Annotated in this window: 19 protein-coding genes; 7 read left to right on the top strand and 12 right to left on the bottom strand. The window is 39.2% G+C overall.

What is annotated here, in order from left to right; translation table 11 throughout:
• Positions 1 to 259 precede the first annotated feature (259 nt).
• The 5 genes from QM941_RS01810 to QM941_RS01790 all read right to left on the bottom strand — a co-directional run bounded on the left by QM941_RS01810 (position 260) and on the right by QM941_RS01790 (position 4233).
• A complete protein-coding gene (locus QM941_RS01810; RefSeq protein WP_414338869.1) occupies positions 260 to 1342 on the bottom strand; it encodes a carbamoyl phosphate synthase small subunit in 1083 nt (360 codons plus the stop codon).
• A 46-nt stretch (positions 1343 to 1388) separates the two neighbouring features.
• Positions 1389 to 2312, bottom strand: coding sequence for an aspartate carbamoyltransferase catalytic subunit (locus QM941_RS01805; RefSeq protein ID WP_414338207.1), 924 nt, complete (start codon positions 2310 to 2312; stop codon positions 1389 to 1391).
• Positions 2313 to 2330: 18 nt separating this feature from the next.
• Positions 2331 to 2852 carry a bifunctional pyr operon transcriptional regulator/uracil phosphoribosyltransferase PyrR gene (pyrR, locus tag QM941_RS01800; protein ID WP_142557742.1) on the bottom strand — a complete coding sequence of 174 codons (522 nt, stop codon included), beginning with the start codon at positions 2850 to 2852 and terminating at the stop codon, positions 2331 to 2333.
• A gap of 209 nt (positions 2853 to 3061) precedes the next feature.
• On the bottom strand, positions 3062 to 3691 hold the full coding sequence (gene nth, locus QM941_RS01795; RefSeq protein ID WP_414338204.1) for an endonuclease III: 630 nt from the start codon (positions 3689 to 3691) through the stop codon (positions 3062 to 3064).
• Entirely contained in the window at positions 3691 to 4233 is a 543-nt protein-coding gene (locus QM941_RS01790) for a YceD family protein (RefSeq protein ID WP_414338202.1), read from the bottom strand. The genes nth and QM941_RS01790 overlap by 1 nt, the downstream gene beginning before the upstream one ends.
• A 169-nt stretch (positions 4234 to 4402) precedes the next feature.
• Here QM941_RS01790 and QM941_RS01785 point away from each other — a divergent pair, with 169 nt between their 5' ends.
• Positions 4403 to 4732 carry a helicase BlpT gene (locus tag QM941_RS01785; protein ID WP_414338199.1) on the top strand — a complete coding sequence of 110 codons (330 nt, stop codon included), beginning with the start codon at positions 4403 to 4405 and terminating at the stop codon, positions 4730 to 4732.
• 242 nt (positions 4733 to 4974) lie between these two features.
• The gene (locus QM941_RS01780; RefSeq protein WP_414338198.1) at positions 4975 to 6534 is read left to right on the top strand and encodes an ATP-binding cassette domain-containing protein; all 1560 of its coding nucleotides are present in this window, start codon (positions 4975 to 4977) and stop codon (positions 6532 to 6534) included.
• Between the two features lie 43 nt (positions 6535 to 6577).
• Here QM941_RS01780 and htpX read toward each other — a convergent pair whose 3' ends face one another.
• Positions 6578 to 7477 (bottom strand): zinc metalloprotease HtpX, encoded by a 900-nt coding sequence (gene htpX, locus QM941_RS01775; RefSeq protein ID WP_414338195.1) that lies wholly within the window; start codon positions 7475 to 7477, stop codon positions 6578 to 6580.
• A 1-nt stretch (position 7478) separates the two neighbouring features.
• Positions 7479 to 8039: a LemA family protein gene (locus QM941_RS01770; protein ID WP_414338192.1), complete on the bottom strand. Its 561-nt coding sequence runs from the start codon at positions 8037 to 8039 to the stop codon at positions 7479 to 7481.
• A 94-nt stretch (positions 8040 to 8133) separates the two neighbouring features.
• Between QM941_RS01770 and rsmG the strand changes: the two genes are divergently transcribed.
• Entirely contained in the window at positions 8134 to 8847 is a 714-nt protein-coding gene (rsmG, locus tag QM941_RS01765) for a 16S rRNA (guanine(527)-N(7))-methyltransferase RsmG (protein ID WP_414338189.1), read from the top strand.
• 309 nt (positions 8848 to 9156) lie between these two features.
• Positions 9157 to 10440: a uracil-xanthine permease family protein gene (locus tag QM941_RS01760; protein ID WP_414338186.1), complete on the top strand. Its 1284-nt coding sequence runs from the start codon at positions 9157 to 9159 to the stop codon at positions 10438 to 10440.
• 77 nt (positions 10441 to 10517) lie between these two features.
• On the opposite strand, the gene QM941_RS01755 is transcribed toward QM941_RS01760, so the two are convergent.
• From QM941_RS01755 to QM941_RS01735, 5 genes are all read right to left on the bottom strand, one after another.
• Complete coding sequence (locus QM941_RS01755) at positions 10518 to 11429, bottom strand: DMT family transporter (RefSeq protein ID WP_414338183.1); 912 nt, start codon at positions 11427 to 11429, stop codon at positions 10518 to 10520.
• A 9-nt stretch (positions 11430 to 11438) separates the two neighbouring features.
• Entirely contained in the window at positions 11439 to 12371 is a 933-nt protein-coding gene (locus QM941_RS01750) for a serine hydrolase domain-containing protein (protein WP_414338179.1), read from the bottom strand.
• Entirely contained in the window at positions 12368 to 13093 is a 726-nt protein-coding gene (locus QM941_RS01745; RefSeq protein WP_414338176.1) for a CppA N-terminal domain-containing protein, read from the bottom strand. Before QM941_RS01745 ends, QM941_RS01750 begins: the two co-directional genes overlap by 4 nt.
• A gap of 149 nt (positions 13094 to 13242) precedes the next feature.
• Positions 13243 to 14061: an endonuclease/exonuclease/phosphatase family protein gene (locus tag QM941_RS01740; RefSeq protein ID WP_414338173.1), complete on the bottom strand. Its 819-nt coding sequence runs from the start codon at positions 14059 to 14061 to the stop codon at positions 13243 to 13245.
• 52 nt (positions 14062 to 14113) lie between these two features.
• Positions 14114 to 16300 carry a PTS transporter subunit IIBC gene (locus QM941_RS01735; RefSeq protein ID WP_414338170.1) on the bottom strand — a complete coding sequence of 729 codons (2187 nt, stop codon included), beginning with the start codon at positions 16298 to 16300 and terminating at the stop codon, positions 14114 to 14116.
• Between the two features lie 201 nt (positions 16301 to 16501).
• Here QM941_RS01735 and QM941_RS01730 point away from each other — a divergent pair, with 201 nt between their 5' ends.
• Genes QM941_RS01730 through QM941_RS01720 form a run of 3 tightly spaced genes read left to right on the top strand, consistent with a single transcriptional unit; the run spans position 16502 to position 18237 of the window.
• On the top strand, positions 16502 to 17449 hold the full coding sequence (locus tag QM941_RS01730) for a TIGR01212 family radical SAM protein (RefSeq protein ID WP_414338167.1): 948 nt from the start codon (positions 16502 to 16504) through the stop codon (positions 17447 to 17449).
• Positions 17433 to 17990, top strand: a complete 558-nt coding sequence (locus QM941_RS01725) for a class I SAM-dependent methyltransferase (RefSeq protein WP_414338164.1) — start codon at positions 17433 to 17435, stop codon at positions 17988 to 17990. The genes QM941_RS01730 and QM941_RS01725 overlap by 17 nt, the downstream gene beginning before the upstream one ends.
• On the top strand, positions 17983 to 18237 hold the full coding sequence (locus QM941_RS01720; RefSeq protein WP_414338162.1) for a hypothetical protein: 255 nt from the start codon (positions 17983 to 17985) through the stop codon (positions 18235 to 18237). Before QM941_RS01725 ends, QM941_RS01720 begins: the two co-directional genes overlap by 8 nt.
• The last annotated feature ends 2 nt before the right edge of the window (positions 18238 to 18239 follow it).

Here is an 18239-nt window from a genome sequence, read left to right as displayed (position 1 = left end):
CAGTTCTTAGGGCGTGTTCACTTCCGCGAACAATGTATCTTCTCCTTTCTATTCGGCAACTCTCTGATTGCCATTAAATAAGATACAAAGGACGATAAGAAAGCGACTGAATTTTAGGAAACCCTAGAAGGGTTTCTATCCTTGTTGGTTTATCTAAATTCCGAGCTTTCCGTCCGTGTTCAATTCCATAAATTCTCCGACGATTTTTTAGCGAAACGATCATTATCGATAAAAAATCTTATCTAGGAACTTGAACATTTTAGTGGTTATTCATTTTAAAAGCTTCCATCATCTCGATAAATTCATCAAAGAGATAGCTGGCATCGTGTGGCCCAGGAGCAGCGTCTGGATGGTATTGGACTGAAAATCCTGGTTGATAACGATGGCGAACCCCTTCAACAGACTTGTCATTGATTTCTTCGTGGGTAATAATCAAATGGTCTGGCAAATCTTCACGACTAACGGCATATCCATGGTTTTGGCTGGTAAAGTCCACGCGCCCAGTTGCAATTTCTCGCACAGCATGGTTAAAGCCACGGTGGCCAAACTTCATCTTGTAGGTCTTAGCTCCATTTGCCATGGCAAAGAGTTGGTGGCCCATACAGATCCCAAAGATTGGAATTTTCCCTTGAATTCCACGAATCATCTCAAGCGCTTCTGGAACATCTTCAGGGTTACCTGGTCCGTTCGACAACATAACCCCATCAGGATTAAGGTGGAGGATTTCCTCAGCTGTTGTTGTATAAGGGACAACAGTCACGTTACAGTCCCTCTTGGATAATTCTCTCAAAATAGAATGCTTCAAACCAAAGTCAACTAAGACTACACTAAGTCCTACACCAGGAGCTGGGTAGGCCGTTTTTGTAGATACTTGCTTGATATTATCAACTGGTAATACCGTAGCCTGAAGTTGATCTGAAATATGGTCAATACTATCTCCCACATGCGTGATGGTAGCTCGCATGGTTCCATGCTTACGGATAATTTTTGTAAGGGCGCGTGTATCAATACCAGAAATACCAGGAATCTTTTTAGATTTCAAAAATTCGTCAAGGGTCATCTGGTTGCGCCAGTTACTAGCTCTACGAGCTTCTTCAAATACCACTACTCCTTTACAGGTTGGACTAATGGATTCATAATCATCACGGTTGATTCCATAATTTCCTACCAAAGGATAAGTGAAAGTTAAAATCTGTCCATTGTAGGACTGGTCAGTGATAGATTCTTGGTAACCTGTCATCCCTGTATTGAAGACAATTTCACCAGTCACATCGATATCTGCTCCAAAGCCTTTACCTTCAAAGATTGTTCCATCTTCTAATACTAGAAGTCTTTTTGTCATCATTCACCTCTCGTGGACGCTCTCAGGCGTCTTTTAACGTCTTGTGTTAGTTAATATTTCTACTTGTCAATACGGATTCTAAAATAGCCATTCTTACAAATACACCGTTGGTCATCTGCTGAACAATACGTGATTTTGGTGCTTCAACCAAATGGTCAGCAATTTCTACATCACGATTAACAGGTGCAGGATGCATAATAATAGCTTTTTCTTTCAATCGTTCATAACGGGCTTGATTTAAACCATGCTGAGAATGATAGTTCTCTTTTGAAAAAACTACTCCACTTTCATGGCGCTCGTGCTGAACACGTAACAGCATCATCACATCTACTTGATCAATAATTTCGTCAATGGTTACAAACTTACCATAATCAGCAAATTCTTGGCTTCGCCATTCTTCAGGGCCTGCAAAATACAGTTCTGCACCTAAACGTTTTAAAATTTGCATATTAGACTTAGCTACGCGTGAATGATCTAAATCACCAGCAATGGCAACTTTAAGTCCTTGAAAGTTCCCAAACTCTTCATATATCGTCATTAGATCGAGTAAACTCTGACTCGGATGTTGACCCGAACCATCCCCACCATTGATAATAGAAGTCTTGATAGTTTGACTCGCGATTAATTCTCTATAATAGTCTACCTCTGGATGACGAATAACACAGGCATCTACACCAAGGGCAGACAGTGTCAAAATGGTATCATAGAGTGTCTCACCCTTGTTAACTGAACTGGTCTTTACATCAAAATCCAAGAGATTTAGACCAAGTTTAATCTCTGCCACTTCAAAAGATTTGTGAGTCCGAGTTGAACTTTCAAAAAAGAGATTGGCAACTATAGGTCTATCTATATAGGACTTACTAGCACCATTTTTAAACTCTATTCCTCTCTTAATGAGTTTCATGACTTGATCAACCGTCAAATCTTCCATCGATACTACATGTTGCAAGGCTTGTTGATTTTCCGACATGGCTACTCCTTCAGCTTCTTAAGCTTCCTCAGTAATCAGAACTCTGTCTTGACCATCGAGTTCTGTCATCTCAACAATGATTTCTTCAGAACGACTGGTTGGGATATTTTTCCCTACATAGTCTGGACGGATTGGTAGCTCTCGGTGGCCACGGTCGACCAGCACAGCTAAGCTTACACGAGCAGGGCGACCCTTGCTAACAATATTATCAATAGCAGCACGAATGGTACGACCAGTGTAGAGAACATCATCAACCAAAACAACTTCTCGATCTGTCACATCTACAGAAATCAAGGAAGTATCTTCACCGCTTTTAACATCATCTCGGTAGGGCTTAGTATCTAATTCTACAACAGGAACTGATAGATTTTCCAATTGTTCCAAGCGTTCTTGAATACGGCGAGCAATAAACACACCTCTAGTTTTAATACCTGCTAAAACGATTTTATTTAAATCTTTGTTGCGTTCGATAATTTCATAAGTGATACGCGTAATTGCTCGCTTGACGGTTAATTCGTCTACAACTTCTTTTGTCTTCATGACAAACCTCCAAAAAGAAAAGTCTCCTTAGACAAGGAGACTTGAGAATGTATCATTAAGCAAGCCATACTGGAAACAGTATAGACTTACCTTTCTACTTTATCGAGCTCCTTGCCTGCCTCACGGGACAGGTTTAAAGGAATATTTTATTGTTCTTACTATATCACAAAGCCCAGTTCAAAGCAAGTAAAAACATTCAATGTCTGACCTTATAATGAACTAAAATCATACAATTGTGGATAGTGTTCGCATTCTGGATTTTTCGGATGACAGATAGCACGACCAAAGTAAATCATAGCTTGATGCGCCGCCAACCACTTTTCTGGTGGCAAGACATCCATGACACGTTTTTCAACTTCTAATGGGGTAGCTGATTTTTTAACAATATCATGGTGTTTGCAAATGCGCTCCACATGAGTATCCACTGCAAAAGCTGGAATCCCGAATCCTACACTCATGACTACATTAGCTGTTTTACGCCCAACTCCCGCCAAACTTTCTAATTCTTCTCTAGTCTGAGGAACTTGACCATCAAAATCTTCTAATAACTGTTGGGCACATTTTTTAAGAAATTTTGCTTTATTTCGATACAGACCTAAACGAGAAATATGTTTTGCAATTTCACTCTCACTGGCATCTGCCATGGCTTGAGGTGTAGGGAAGGCTTCAAAAAGAGCTGGAGTCGCTTTGTTCACTGCTGCATCTGTCGTCTGAGCAGACAACATAACTGCAACTAAGAGTTCAAAATGATTGTGAAAATCTAGACTAGGTTTTGCATCTGGAAAAAGAGCTATGATTTCTTCTAGCACCTTGCGTGCTCGTTTTTTGGACAAGACCATTATTCATCTCCGTCAAATAATCCTTGCAAGCCAGCAAAAGGACTATTTTCTTCTTTCTTGACTGTTTGTTGAGCTTGGTACTCTTCCTCAGTCATGATTTGCCAGTCATTTCCAGAAATAAATCCCTGACCTGCTTCTTCTTCTGCCGTTAAGACCTTGATTGGAATATTGAGCAAAATATTATCTGAAACACTCTCAGCCAGGTCGATTTCACCATTTTCGATAGGTAAAACCAAGTCATCATCTAGAACTTCTTGGTCCAGTTGATTGGTAGCACCTTCCATAAAGACTTCTGTCACTGGATAAGACTCTGCTAACTCAACAGGTTCCATACTACGACTAGAAGCAAGAACGATGATATAAGACAGTTGGTAATCTAGGAAAAACATACGGTCTTCATACTGAACCTTCCCAACTGCGACAATATCTTTTACGTCTAAAATTTCTGGGTTACGCTCACGTAAGTCAGCTGACAAGTCTAGAGTTTGCTCAAAATACAAACCCTCAGGCTGCTTACGAACTTCTTGAATATTTAATTTCATACTTCCTCCATAAAGATTTACTCACTTGATTATACCATGAAAGGAGGTCAAGTAAAGCCTCTAAACTTTTAAAACATCTTTCTGTATTTTTTTGATATATTTATTATGATAAATTTATTTTTTGTGCTATACTATAGGCATCAATAGATGAGCAAAGGAGGACGCTCATATGGAAGACAAAGCTCTTTTAACAGAAGCCTATCAACTCGTTTCAAAATTAAACCAAACAATACAAAGCTGTAAACAGGGATTACCTGATGATCTACGCTTACAGCAAAATATAGATGAAATTCTCAGAGCACTTAAAAAAGCTGACAAACTAGACAACGCCATCTTAATTGAACTGGAGTCTTTTTACCAACGTACTAGTCTTTTGATTGGACTTGGTTCACTGAAATTAAACGACCAGGCTCGCACTGCTTGGAGAAACTATGACAAGTTCCACTACGATCACGTTAAACATACGTTGACACTCTATGGACCTGTTTTTGGTCTTTAAAAATAGAGGATTTTCTGGCTTAATCTTGACAAATTTTCTCAAAAAGAGTATGATGATTGCAACAATACTCGGAGGTAAGGGAGACATGAACAACTAAGTCTATCAAATAAAGAACCTTTATTTAGTAGATCTTGTTTCTGTCTCTTTTTTGCGTGCTCTTTTCTGCTGGATTTTCATCCCTTTTAAAAGAGTTTTTTTGACATAGACGATTGGCTCTACTAGGTAAAGTAGAGCTTTTTGTTATGCAATATGGACATTCTAGAAAGGGAAATAATATGATAAAAATTAATCATCTGACCATCACACAAAACAAAGATTTAAGAGACCTTGTTTCCGATTTAAACATTACCATCCAAGACGGAGAAAAGGTCGCTATTATAGGCGAAGAAGGAAATGGAAAATCAACCTTACTTCGAACTTTAATGGGAGAAAAATTAGCTGATTTCTCTATCAGGGGAGAAATCCAATCTGACCTTCAGTCCCTGGCCTACATTCCCCAACATCTCCCTGAAGAACTGAAGAAAAAATCTCTACAGGACTACTTCTTTTTAGAGTCTACAGATTTGGACTACAGCATTCTCTATCGTTTGGCTGAGGAGTTGCACTTTGATAGCGACCGTTTTGCAAGTGACCAAGAAATTGCCAGCCTCTCGGGTGGTGAAGCTTTGAAAATTCAGCTCATCCACGAGTTAGCAAAACCTTTTGAGATTCTATTTTTAGATGAACCTTCAAATGACCTGGATATAGAGATGGTTGATTGGCTAAAAAAACAGATTCAAAAGATGAGGCAAACCGTTATTTTCATTTCTCATGATGAAGATTTTCTCTCTCAAACGGCAGACACCATTATCCACTTGCGACTAATCAAGCACCGGAAAGAAGCGGAAACGCTAGTAGAGCATTTAGATTACGATAGCTATAGTGATCAGAGAAAGGCTAATTTTGCCAGACAAAGCCAGCAAGCTGCTAACGACCAGAGAGCCCATGACAAAACCATGGAAAAGCATCGCCGAGTTAAGCAAAATGTCGAAACTGCCTTGAGAAATACTAAAAATGATGTTGCTGGGCGCCTATTAGCTAAAAAGATGAAAAATGTTCTTTCTCAAGAAAAACGCTACGAAAAAGCAGCTCAGTCCATGACCCAAAAGCCACTTGAAGAGGAACAAATCCAACTTTTCTTTTCAGATATAGAGCCATTAGTGGCTTCAAAAGTCTTAGTTCGACTAGAAAATGAGACTTTATCCATTGGCCAAGGAATTCTGTCCCAAGGGCTACAATTCACTGTCCGTGGTCAAGATAAAATCGGCATTATCGGTCCCAATGGCGTTGGCAAATCCACTCTTTTAGCAAAGTTACATCAACTACTAAGCGGCAAAAGAGAGATTTCGCTTGGTTTTATGCCACAAGATTACCAAGAAACACTGCAATTTGATCTATCCACAGTAGAATTTCTCAGCCAAACTGGACACAAAGAGGAAATACAGAAAATCCAATCTCACTTAGCCAGTCTTAATTTTAGCTATCCAGAGATGCACCACCAAATCAACTCCTTATCTGGTGGTCAACAAGGCAAACTCCTTCTTTTGAATTTAGTTCTACGTAAACCAAACTTTCTCCTTCTGGATGAGCCCACACGAAACTTTTCTCCAACATCTCAACCAGAAATCAGAAAACTCTTTGCCAATTATTCTGGTGGTCTTGTCACTGTTTCGCATGATCGACGTTTTTTAAAAGAAGTCTGTACGAGCATCTATAGTCTGACAGAGCATGGTTTGGAAGTAGTTGATTTACAAGATCTTTAACTTTTGGAAATAAAACATCCAGAGGAAAACCTCTGGATGTTTTTTACATATGTTTCAAACGCTCAATCCGTTCTGAAATAGGTGGATGCGTATAAAATAGTTTTTTTAAGAACCCTCTTTTTTGAGGATCGTTAATATAAAGTGCACTACTAGCATCATCCACATGATGACTCATGGGTTGACTATTGTCTAATTTTTGTAAAGCATTGATCATTCCTTGAGGATTACGAGTTAGTTCTACGCTTGAAGCATCTGCCAAAAATTCTCGTTGGCGAGAAATAGCTAATTGTACTAAAGTTGCTGCAAGAGGTGCTAGAACAATGGCTAGGAGAGAAATAACTAACATAATCACTTCAAGTCCCCCACTATCTCGATCATTACTTCTACGACTATGACCAGCACCTCCCCACCACATCATACGACCAGCCATACTTGATAATAGCGTAATTGCACTAGCCAGAGCAACAGCAATGGTTGAAATACGAATATCGTAATTACGTATGTGACTAACTTCATGACCGATTACAGCTTCTAACTCCTCACGATTCATGATATCTAACAGTCCTGAAGTTGCTGCTACAGCAGCATTTTGAGGATTCGAACCCGTAGCAAAAGCATTTAAGCCAGCATCATCAATGACATAAACTCGTGGCATAGGAATCTGCGCCACCATTGCCATATCCTCAACAACATGATAGAGAACAGGTTCTTCATTCCTGTCAACTTCACGCGCACCATTCATGCTCATGACAATCTCTGTTGATTGGAAAATCATAGATACTGCATAGACTAGACCGATAAGAATAGCTAAAATTATTCCCATCAAACCGGAGTTCATAAATAAATAGCCTACTGCATAACCTAATAAAGCTAATAGAAGGAAGAAAACAGTTAGTAGAACCACTGTTTTACGTTTGTTACTTGCGATTTGTTGATACAGCATCTTACTCACCTAGACTACTAAAATCAACCTTAGGAACCGCTTTTTCTTCTTCAGGTGTTTGAAGAAAGTCAGAAGCTTTAAACCCAAAAATCAGAGCAACCAAATTACTAGGAAAGGTTTCTAATTTAACATTGTAGTTGCTAACGACACTGTTATAAAGTTGACGAGAGTAGGATATTTTATTTTCTGTATTAGTCAATTCTTCTTGTAATTTAGCAAAGTTGCTACTAGCTTTCAAGTCGGGGTAATTCTCAGCAACCGCAAAGATACCTGATACCTGACGAGTCAATGCATCACTAGCCTTCATGGCTTCTGCAGGTGTAGTTGCTGCTGCTACTTGTGTTCGAAGTTGAGTCACTTTTTCAAGTGTAGAACTTTCATATTTCGCATAACCTTTAACCGTTTCAATCAAGTTAGGCAAAAGATCATTTCGACGCTTCAACTGAACATCAATCTGACTCCAAGCTTCCTTGGTTTGCATACGTCCTCTAACTAGGCTGTTATAACTAATAACCACAAAGAAAACAAGAAGAGTAGAAATTCCAAAAATAATCCAAGACATAGTAGGATTCCTTTCTCATTTAAGATTAGTACCAGTATATCAAATTTCCATATTTTTGTGGTAAAATAAGATGACATAAAAGAAGGACAGAACTATGAAACCAGAAACATTTTACACATTACTTGACCAACAAAATATTATTCTTACTGACCAGCAAAAACTTCAATTTGAACGTTATTTTGAACTTCTTGTTGAATGGAACCAAAAAATCAACCTGACAGCTATCACTGATAAAGAAGAAGTTTATCTCAAACATTTTTATGATTCTATCGCTCCTATTCTACAGGGCTTGATTAGTAATCAAGCTATCAAACTTTTGGATATTGGAGCTGGGGCAGGTTTTCCTAGCCTTCCCATGAAAATTCTCTTTCCTCAGCTAGAAGTCACTATTATTGATTCTCTGAACAAACGCATTAACTTCCTCCAGCTTTTGTCTGAGGAGCTTGGCTTAGAAGGAGTCTACTTCTACCATGGACGCGCAGAAGACTTTGCCCAAGACAAGAATTTCCGTGCCCAGTTTGACATAGTGACAGCTCGTGCAGTTGCCCGCTTGCAGGTTCTCTCTGAGTTAACCATTCCCTACCTTAAAGTTGGTGGAAAACTTTTGGCCCTTAAGGCAAGTAATGCCCCTGAAGAATTAACAGAAGCTAAAAATGCTCTCAATCTTCTCTTCAGCAAAGTTGAGGACAACCTTAGCTACACACTTCCTAATGGAGACCCTCGCTACATCACCATTGTAGAAAAGAAAAAAGAAACTCCAAACAAATATCCACGTAAGGCTGGCATGCCAAATAAACGCCCACTTTAATTGTTTTATTTAAACTGAGTCAGCATCAACTTCGTGTCTTTGTTTCTTGGCTCGGGAAAAATGATTTACAAAATCACACCTCGCTTCTTTGTTTCTTGGCTCGGGAAAAAATGATTTACAAAATCATTTTTTTCTGCTATACTATCACAAGCAAAGGTTTTTAATGTCATCCCGTGAGGTGACGAAGACGCAGATATATATGACATTTTTAAAATATTGGGATAACCATGTTTTAAAGATGTCTTACTCTGAGAGCCTATTGCTGTAAAATAATGGGCTCTTTTTTGATGCCCAAAAAGTGAGGTATTTATGAAACAAGAATCAACTGTTGAATTGTTACTCGACGTTGACCAACGTCCTTCTTTTGGTAAGGGAATTCTACTCAGCTTCCAGCACGTGTTTGCCATGTTTGGTGCTACCATCTTGGTGCCACTGATTTTGGGAATGCCTGTATCTGTTGCCCTGTTTGCATCAGGTGTCGGAACACTGATTTACATGGTATGTACTGGCTTTAAAGTTCCGGTTTATCTCGGTTCTTCTTTTGCCTTCATCACTGCAATGTCTCTTGCAATGAAGGAAATGGGTGGCGATGTTTCTGCCGCTCAAACAGGGGTTATCTTAACTGGTTTAATCTACGTTCTTGTTTCAACTAGCATCCGCTTTGCTGGTACAAAATGGATTGACAAACTTTTACCACCAATCGTTATCGGACCTATGATTATCGTAATTGGTCTTGGTCTTGCAGGTTCAGCTGTAACAAATGCTGGTCTTGTTGCTGATGGCAACTGGAAAAATGCTCTTGTAGCCGTGGTTACCTTCCTCATCGCTGCCTTTATCAATACAAAAGGAAAAGGGTTCCTTCGTATCATTCCTTTCTTATTTGCCATTATTGGTGGATATATCTTTGCAGTCTTTCTTGGTCTAGTAGACTTCACACCTGTTCTTCAAGCTAACTGGTTCGAAATTCCAGGCTTCTACCTACCATTTAGCACAGGTGGTGCCTTCAAAGAATACAACCTTTACTTCGGTCCAGAGACAATCGCAATCTTACCAATCGCGATCGTAACAATCTCAGAACACATTGGAGACCACACGGTCTTGAGCCAAATCTGTGGCCGTCAATTCTTGAAAGAACCAGGTCTTCACCGTACCCTTCTTGGTGACGGTATCGCAACATCAGTATCTGCCTTCCTTGGTGGTCCTGCTAATACTACCTACGGTGAAAATACAGGGGTGATCGGTATGACTCGTATCGCTTCTGTCTCAGTTATCCGTAACGCAGCCTTTATCGCAATTGCCCTTAGCTTCCTTGGAAAATTCACTGCCTTGATTTCTACAATCCCTAGCGCCGTACTTGGTGGTATGTCAATCCTTCTTTATGGGGTTATCGCCAGCAACGGTTTGAAAGTTTTGATCAAGGAACGTGTAGACTTTGGTCAAATGCGTAACCTTATCATCGCTAGTGCAATGCTCGTGCTTGGACTTGGTGGAGCAATCCTTAAACTTGGTCCAGTTACACTTTCAGGTACTGCCCTATCAGCAATGACAGGTATCCTTTTGAACTTGATCTTGCCATACGAAAATAAAGACTAATGTAAAAAAATAAAATCCACTCTCTTGAGTGGATTTTTTATATTCAATACTAACTTTTTAATAAGGTAACATAACATCTACGCTGATTTCTTTCTCTTTTCTAGAATTAAATCTTTCAATGAAATAATAGTTACCGCTAATAAAATCATTGCCATTCCAACAAAATCAATAGGATAGAAAATATCTCCCATTATCATGAAAGCAAAGAAGACAGCAGATATTGGCTCAATAGAGGCCAAGAGACTAGATTTGACTGGCCCAACCATACTTGCCCCCTTAAGAAAGGCCGTGTAAGCAAATACAGTCCCGATGAGAATAATTCCAGTAAATGCTAAGAAGATATCAAAAGACATAGGAATGCTTGCACCGATAATCCCAGTAAATGGCACTGCTACAAAACCTGAGATGGTCATACCGACACCAATAACCAGAATGCTCCCCCATTTTTGAATGAGTTTAATGGGTAAAATGATATAAAGAGCATAGGTTAAAGCAGAGAACAAGCCCCAAAAAAGACCTGCTGGTGTCATAGAGAGCTGATCCAACTGACCATGAGTCGCAATTAAAAAGGTTCCACCTATTGCTAAAATCATAGAAACGATTTCGGCTATAGTAGGTGCTACCTTATCCTTGATACAAGTGTAAGCCAAGATTCCAACGGGACAGACATACTGAAGCACCGTCGCTGTACCTGCATTTGTCTCCTGAATAGCCGATAAATAAGCCAATTGATTTAGAAAGAGACCAAATAAAGAAAAAAGCAAGAGAGAAAACAGACTTGATTTATCTTTTAGAAAAGCCAAAAATTGTTCCTTAGACTTTATATATGATAAAAGAACTAAGAGCAAACCAGCAACAATCAAACGGATATTGGTTAGGACTAGAGCCGATATCCCATGAACCATTAGGTACTGACCACTGGTCCCAGACAAGCCCCAAGCAATACCAGCAATCACTGTAAAAAGAGTTCCTTTAAGAGCTTTTGACATACTTCCTCCCTAGTCTACTTCACGAATTAGGTCCATAACCTGATTACGGTCTATGATCCACTGCGCACGCTGGTCTTTTTCGTAGGTTCTATTGGACAAGAAGATCGCAGCTTCCTGCTTCTTACGATTCCACATGATAAAGGTTCCAGTATAGCCTGTATGGTCTAGCCAATCGCCTTCAAGATTCCAGGCCAAAGAGCGTTCCTTATCACTCAAATCTGAAAAATTCTGGCTTAATCCGTCAGCAAAATCATCCTGTAAATAATGCTCAAGGAAGATTTTTAAATCCTTCACAGTTGAAAACAAGCCTGCACTCCCAGCATGTCTACCTAATAAACGAGCTTTGGGATCATGTACCACTCCTGCCTTCTGTCCCCGAACTGTAGGAACTGCACTGCTAACTGGTCCAAACTGAGTTTCCTTCATCTTCCATGGATCGAAAACTTGCTCTTGTAAAATCTGATCTAAGTCTTTTTCAAAGTAGTTCTCTAAGAGAAAACCGAGTAAGAGAAAGTGCACATCCGAGTATAGAAAAGCCCTCTTCTCTCGTCGATTCAAATGAAACATAGCTTCTTTCAATTCTTCTGCATTCAACCGGTCTCTATTGATAATAAACGGGTCCAAGTCCGTAGAATGTGTGAGGAGTTGACGAATAGTGATATCTGGATAATCCGCCTCTGGAAGATAGGTCTTTATGGATTGATCGAGTTCAATCTTGCCTTGCTTCCACAAGAAGGTTAAGACAGTGCCCACTCCGACGACCTTGCTCACACTTGCCAAATCATAGACTAAACCTTGACAAGTCTGCTCTCCAATTTCTGGATTTGCTTCTCCGAGGTAGCAATCAGACCATTCACCATCCCGATAATACGCAAAAGAGGCACCAGGATAAATCCCTGCCTCAATTTGTTGCTCTATTTTTTGAATGATTTCTTGTTTCATACTTCTTCAAACCACAATTCGATATTGTTAGTGTCTGTTGTCAAAAAGAACTTCTCAGACTTGGGAACAAAGTATCCTACTGACTTAAATTTCTGACAAAGACTTGGAATATCGAATTTTTCTACTTGAAACTTCAACATAGACAAATCCCAAGTAAGAGAATTTTCAACCAATAAATCCTCACCTTGACCTTGTTTAAATATCAATTTCTTATCAGCTTCTACATCTTCTAGTAAACTTTTAATTTGGTTTGGCAAGTGAATTTCTGTTGAAATTTCAAATTCTGTCAAATATTTCACTTTCTCATCTTTTGGGAAAGTAACAGTTTCATCAAACTCTCTCAAATCTTTGATGTCATCTTCCGCATGGATTAGGACAAGATCCCCTTCTGGTGATAGGATTTCAAAAGCATATCCCTTGTTTCCTTTATAGAGTTGAGGAAGTTTTTCCATTCTAGCTAGCAGTGCTTCAACCTCGGATGGATTCGCTACTTTTACAATCAATCTAGCTAATTTTTTGATCCCTTCAACCTTACGGGTTCTCATACTTGGCGATTCTTCTAAAACAAGTTTTTCAAGACCTGATTGGTCCCCTAACGATAGGAAAGCTGATTCTTCCAATAAAGGTTTCATCCCTAAAGTCTTTACATAAAACACTTCATTTATATTTCGATTATTTACTTTTAGCGTTGGGATAATACGCACAGTTTGATTTACATTCATAAATTCCTCCAACACATTTTATTTTATAAGATTTTGTTTTATTTTACAAGTTATTCATCCAAAAACTTTAACTATATTAACTTGTTTCACAAAGAAACTCCCCACTGTGTCAGTAGGGAGCTGTTCTATTTTTAGTAAACATACAAGCTTTATTTTTTCCAGAAAAGTCCCGCCGTAAGTCCATAATGATCACTAACTTGTGGACTATTTTTCCCATCAAAAATGACTTGCAAACTATCTATCTGAATATCCTTGGTTGTGAAAATATAATCTATACGGAGAGGTTCTGAGTTCCCTTTCCAGCCATCGATTTCAGGTGGGACTGTATAGCTACCACTTCTTTCTTGAGCAGCTTCATAGGCATCTTGTAGTGATAAGGGACTTGCAAGAATAACCTGATAACCTTCTTGACCAGCCGGATTATTAAAATCTCCTGCTAGTAAAAGTGGTTTATTTAAATCATTTAATACTGATTCAAATCGAGCCCATTCCTCTTGAAAGCCTTTATCCCACCATGACAGGTGCACACTTGCAACTGCAAGTTCTTGTCCATCTACCATCGTTTCTACTAAGGCTACTCTACGAGTATGATAGTCTGTAGGATCATCGACATCTGAAACTAAAATTTCCCGTGCTTGGATTGGGTTTTTAGAAAGAATTCCGACACCTTCATGATATCGATCATAGCCAATATGGTTGTAGGCCCAAGTCCAATAGTATTTTCTACCAGCTTTCTTCAACTCTTGGACCAAAAGATAGATATAATGATCTTGATGAATTGGCTCAGCTGATGCTAGGGGATAATAAAGTTCATCTGTTTCGGCAAGACTTGAACTTATTTCTTGGTTAATCTCTTGAAGACAAACCAGATCGTAGTCTTGTTCAAGGATGTCTTGAAGTAAAAGTCGGAATTTTTCTTGGGGATCTTTTTCCATCCAACTATGTGTATTTAGTGTTAAAAATTTCATACTTTTCTCCTATAAACAAGAGGTTGGAAAAATATTTCCAACCCCTGTCATATTACAATTCAACTTTGGCAACTACTGTTTTAGCTGCAAGTGAACCTGTTTGTTCTAGTTTAACTGACTTGATAGCATCTGCATTTGTAAATACAACGATTGTAGATGTTTCACGACCAGCTTCACGAATCGCATTTAGATCTGCTTCAACCAAGAGGTCTCCAGCAGCAACTGTTTGACCTTCTGAAACTTTTACTTCAAATGGTTTACCTTCAAGGCTAACAGTATCAAGACCGATGTGAACAAGAACTTCAAGACCAGATTTAGTCGTAATACCAAGAGCGTGTTTAGTTGGGAAAACACTTGAAACAGTACCAGCTACTGGAGAAAGGATATGTCCATTAGATGGTTCAACTGCGAATCCGTCACCCATCATTTTTTGAGAGAAAACAGGATCCTTAACTTGTTCTAATTCAATTACTTGACCATCAGCAACAGAGTATACTTCTTCTGTCACACCCTTGAATTCTACTTCAGCTTTTTGAACTTCAGTCATTTGGTGTGGAAGTGTTTCTGGAATAACTTGACCTGAATCAAGAATATCTTGGATATCTGATTTAAGAACGTCAGCTTTTGGTCCGTAGATAGCTTGAACTCCTTGTCCTTTCATGACAAGCCCCATAGCTCCTTCTGCTTTCCATTGTGCTTCAGAACCAACTTTTTCAGCATCTTTTACTGTAACACGTAGACGAGTCATACAAGCGTCAACATCGACGATATTAGCACGTCCACCAAGAAGATTAATAATATTTACAGCTTGAGAAGCTGCAGCAACTTGCCCTTCTCCGTTAGATCCTTCTTCAGTAGCACCTTCAGCTGTTTCGTAATTTCCATTACGTCCTGGAGTAGCATAGTTGAATTTTTGAATCATGAAGTTAGCAATGAAGTACATGATAACTGCAAAGAGGACAGTTACCCAAACAAAGTTAATGATATCCATTCCAAGACCTGCGTTAACAGCCAGTGGAGTACGAGTTAAGAATTCGATTGAACCGAATGAGTGCACACGAAGGTTCACAATATCAGCCATTGCAAATGCAGCACCTTGAACAAGTGCGTAAACAATGTAAAGAGGTGTTGCGATGAACATGAACATGTACTCAATTGGTTCAGTTACCCCTGTCAAGAATGTTGCAAGAGCTGTTGCAATCATCATACCTTTGTATTGGTGTTTCTTATCTGGGTCAACGTTACGGTAGATAGCCACAATGATACCCATCAAGATACCAAACGAACCAATCATTTGTCCAACTTTGAAACGAGCTGGATGTACTGTATCTAACAAGTGTTGGTATTGACTTGCGTCAGTACCTTTAAGGTTTACAAGGTCAGTTACCCATGCAAGCCAAAGTGGATCTTGACCAAATACTTGAGTACCTTTTGCTGCACCCGTTAAGACATCATAAGTACCACCAAGAGCTGTATAGTTCATTGGGATAGTCAACATGTGGTGAAGTCCAAATGGCAAGAGTAAGCGTTCCAAAGTACCATACAAGAATGGTGCTAGAACTGGAGCTGTTTCTTGAGAGTTGGCAATCCAGATACCAAAGCTGTTAATACCTGTTTGAACAAGTGGCCAGAAAATTGAAAGAAGAATTGCAGCAATTGCTGAACGAAGAATAACTACAAACGGTACAAAACGTTTTCCGTTAAAGAATGAAAGTGCATCTGGAAGTTTACGGAAGTTGTAGTATTTGTTAAAGGCAGTTGCCCCTACAAAACCAGAAATAATCCCTACGAAGACACCCATGTTAAGTGCTGGAGCTTCCATAACACTAATAAAGTAATCAGAAACTTTGATTGATCCACCAAATAGTGTTGAAACCATAGCATTTGGATCTTTCAGCATGTCTCCTGATACACCAAAGATTGTACCAGTGATACGGTTGATTAAGATAAATGCTAGACCGGCAGCAAAAGCACCACCAGCACGTTCTTTAGCCCAGCTTCCTCCAATAGCTAGAGCGAATAAAATATGAAGGTTACCAATAACCCCCCAACCAATTTGCTCAAGAACACCACCAGTAACAACAAGTGGTGCAAAGTTAGGGTTAATCATCACGAGCGACTTACCGATTGAAATCATCAATCCAGCCGCTGGCATAACAGCGATAACCACCATTAGAGCCTTACCGAATTTTTGCCAAAATTCGAAAGACAAGACATTTTTGAATGTATCTTTCATCATCCAAATCTCCTTATATTTTATTTACGCAAACGTTTTACGAAAACGTTTGCACTTGTTTATAACTCTATTATACCACTTTTTAATTTTTTGTAAAGGATTTATACAAAAAATTTTACTTTTTCTTTCACTTCACTTTCTGGGCAGGCTATCTCTTACTGACCATTTTTGAGTTTACTGCCATTTTTTGTTATAATATTAGCTATGAAATCCTATAATACCCTGAATGATTATTATCGAAACTTATTTGGAGAAAAAACCTTTAAAGTTCCTATTGATGCTGGATTTGATTGTCCAAACCGTGATGGTACAGTAGCTCATGGAGGCTGTACTTTTTGTACGGTATCAGGATCAGGTGATGCTATCGTTGCTCCTGACGCTCCTATCCGTGAGCAGTTTTATAAGGAAATTGACTTTATGCACCGAAAATGGCCAGATGTACAAAAATATCTGGTGTATTTTCAAAACTTTACCAATACTCACGAAAAATTGGAAGTTATTCGTGAACGTTATGAACAAGCTATCAATGAACCTGGGGTTGTAGGGATCAACATCGGTACTCGCCCAGACTGTCTACCATATGAAACTATCGAATATTTGGCAGAACTAGCAGAGCGAATGCATGTGACTGTTGAATTGGGTTTACAGACTACTTTTGAAGAAACTTCTGACTTAATCAATCGTGCTCATTCTTATGAATTATATGTAGAGACGGTCCAACGATTGAGAAAATCCCCTAAAATTGAAATTGTAGCTCATCTGATCAATGGCTTGCCTGGGGAAACCCACGAAATGATGGTGGAAAATGTTCGTCGCTGTGTCACAGATAATGATATTCAAGGTATTAAGCTGCACTTGCTTCACCTCATGACAAATACTCGGATGCAACGTGATTATCATGAAGGTCGTTTGCAGCTCATGAGTCAGGATGAATATGTCAAGGTCATCTGTGATCAGCTAGAAATCATTCCCAAACATATCGTTATCCATCGGATTACGGGTGATGCGCCTAGAGATATGCTGATTGGTCCTATGTGGAGTCTCAATAAATGGGAAGTTCTAAATAGCATTGAGGCTGAAATGAGACGTCGAGGTAGTGTTCAAGGATGCAAGGCTGTAAAACAGGAGTTTATGAATGAAAAGACCACTTGAAATGGCCCATGATTTTTTAGCTGAGATCGTCACAAAAGAAGATATTGTTGTTGATGCTACTATGGGGAATGGCCACGACACACTATTTCTAGCCAAGTTAGCCAAACAAGTCTTTGCTTTTGATATTCAGGAACAAGCTTTAGAAAAAACCCAAGAGCGTTTACATCAAGCTGGTTTAGAAAACGCTAGCTTAATTCTACAAGGGCACGAAACTGTAGATCAGTATGTCAGCGAAGTCAAAGCAGCCATTTTCAATCTAGGCTATTTGCCTTCAGCCGATAAGTCTGTAATCACCCAACCACAGACCACCATAGAAGCACTGGAAAAGCTTTGCCAATTGCTTGCCAAAGGTGGTCGCATTGCCATCATGATTTACTATGGTCATGAAGGTGGAGATGTAGAAAGGGATGCAGTCTTGGATTTTGTCAGTCAGTTACCCCAACAAGAATATACTGCGACTATCTATCGCACCCTAAACCAGATTAACAATCCACCATTTTTAGTCATGATTGAAAAATTAGAAAGGTATCGCCATGGATAAACAATACCTGAAGGATAAAATCGAGGCCATGCGCCACAAATTCGTTGAATCTACCCAGCATGAACGAGCAGTTGGAACATTAGACGAGGACAAAATGAGCAAAAAAATGCTCAAAATCAAGAAAAAACTGATTAGCCTTGAAATGGAACGGTGTCAAAAGATAATCGAACACAAGGATTCCACAAGGATTAATCAAAAAATCCAAGAACAAAAGGAACTTTTCGAAGCCTGCCGTACACAAAGATAGGA

Origin of the sequence: Streptococcus timonensis (assembly GCF_047460355.1) — a bacterium.
Classification (GTDB): Bacteria; Bacillota; Bacilli; order Lactobacillales; family Streptococcaceae; genus Streptococcus; species Streptococcus timonensis_A.
Note: the sequence above shows the minus strand (reverse complement) of the source record. Positions and strands in the feature narration are given on the sequence as shown.

Bases quoted from the DNA above. Each gene is read 5' to 3' on its own strand.
- QM941_RS01810 (WP_414338869.1), bottom strand. From the start codon at position 1,342: ATGACAAAAAGACTTCTAGTATTAGAAGATGGAACAATCTTTGAAGGT.
- QM941_RS01805 (WP_414338207.1), bottom strand. From the start codon at position 2,312: ATGTCGGAAAATCAACAAGCCTTGCAACATGTAGTATCGATGGAAGAT.
- pyrR (WP_142557742.1), bottom strand. From the start codon at position 2,852: ATGAAGACAAAAGAAGTTGTAGACGAATTAACCGTCAAGCGAGCAATT.
- nth (WP_414338204.1), bottom strand. From the start codon at position 3,691: ATGGTCTTGTCCAAAAAACGAGCACGCAAGGTGCTAGAAGAAATCATA.
- QM941_RS01790 (WP_414338202.1), bottom strand. From the start codon at position 4,233: ATGAAATTAAATATTCAAGAAGTTCGTAAGCAGCCTGAGGGTTTGTAT.
- QM941_RS01785 (WP_414338199.1), top strand. From the start codon at position 4,403: ATGGAAGACAAAGCTCTTTTAACAGAAGCCTATCAACTCGTTTCAAAA.
- QM941_RS01780 (WP_414338198.1), top strand. From the start codon at position 4,975: ATGCAATATGGACATTCTAGAAAGGGAAATAATATGATAAAAATTAAT.
- htpX (WP_414338195.1), bottom strand. From the start codon at position 7,477: ATGCTGTATCAACAAATCGCAAGTAACAAACGTAAAACAGTGGTTCTA.
- QM941_RS01770 (WP_414338192.1), bottom strand. From the start codon at position 8,039: ATGTCTTGGATTATTTTTGGAATTTCTACTCTTCTTGTTTTCTTTGTG.
- rsmG (WP_414338189.1), top strand. From the start codon at position 8,134: ATGAAACCAGAAACATTTTACACATTACTTGACCAACAAAATATTATT.
- QM941_RS01760 (WP_414338186.1), top strand. From the start codon at position 9,157: ATGAAACAAGAATCAACTGTTGAATTGTTACTCGACGTTGACCAACGT.
- QM941_RS01755 (WP_414338183.1), bottom strand. From the start codon at position 11,429: ATGTCAAAAGCTCTTAAAGGAACTCTTTTTACAGTGATTGCTGGTATT.
- QM941_RS01750 (WP_414338179.1), bottom strand. From the start codon at position 12,371: ATGAAACAAGAAATCATTCAAAAAATAGAGCAACAAATTGAGGCAGGG.
- QM941_RS01745 (WP_414338176.1), bottom strand. From the start codon at position 13,093: ATGAATGTAAATCAAACTGTGCGTATTATCCCAACGCTAAAAGTAAAT.
- QM941_RS01740 (WP_414338173.1), bottom strand. From the start codon at position 14,061: ATGAAATTTTTAACACTAAATACACATAGTTGGATGGAAAAAGATCCC.
- QM941_RS01735 (WP_414338170.1), bottom strand. From the start codon at position 16,300: ATGATGAAAGATACATTCAAAAATGTCTTGTCTTTCGAATTTTGGCAA.
- QM941_RS01730 (WP_414338167.1), top strand. From the start codon at position 16,502: ATGAAATCCTATAATACCCTGAATGATTATTATCGAAACTTATTTGGA.
- QM941_RS01725 (WP_414338164.1), top strand. From the start codon at position 17,433: ATGAAAAGACCACTTGAAATGGCCCATGATTTTTTAGCTGAGATCGTC.
- QM941_RS01720 (WP_414338162.1), top strand. From the start codon at position 17,983: ATGGATAAACAATACCTGAAGGATAAAATCGAGGCCATGCGCCACAAA.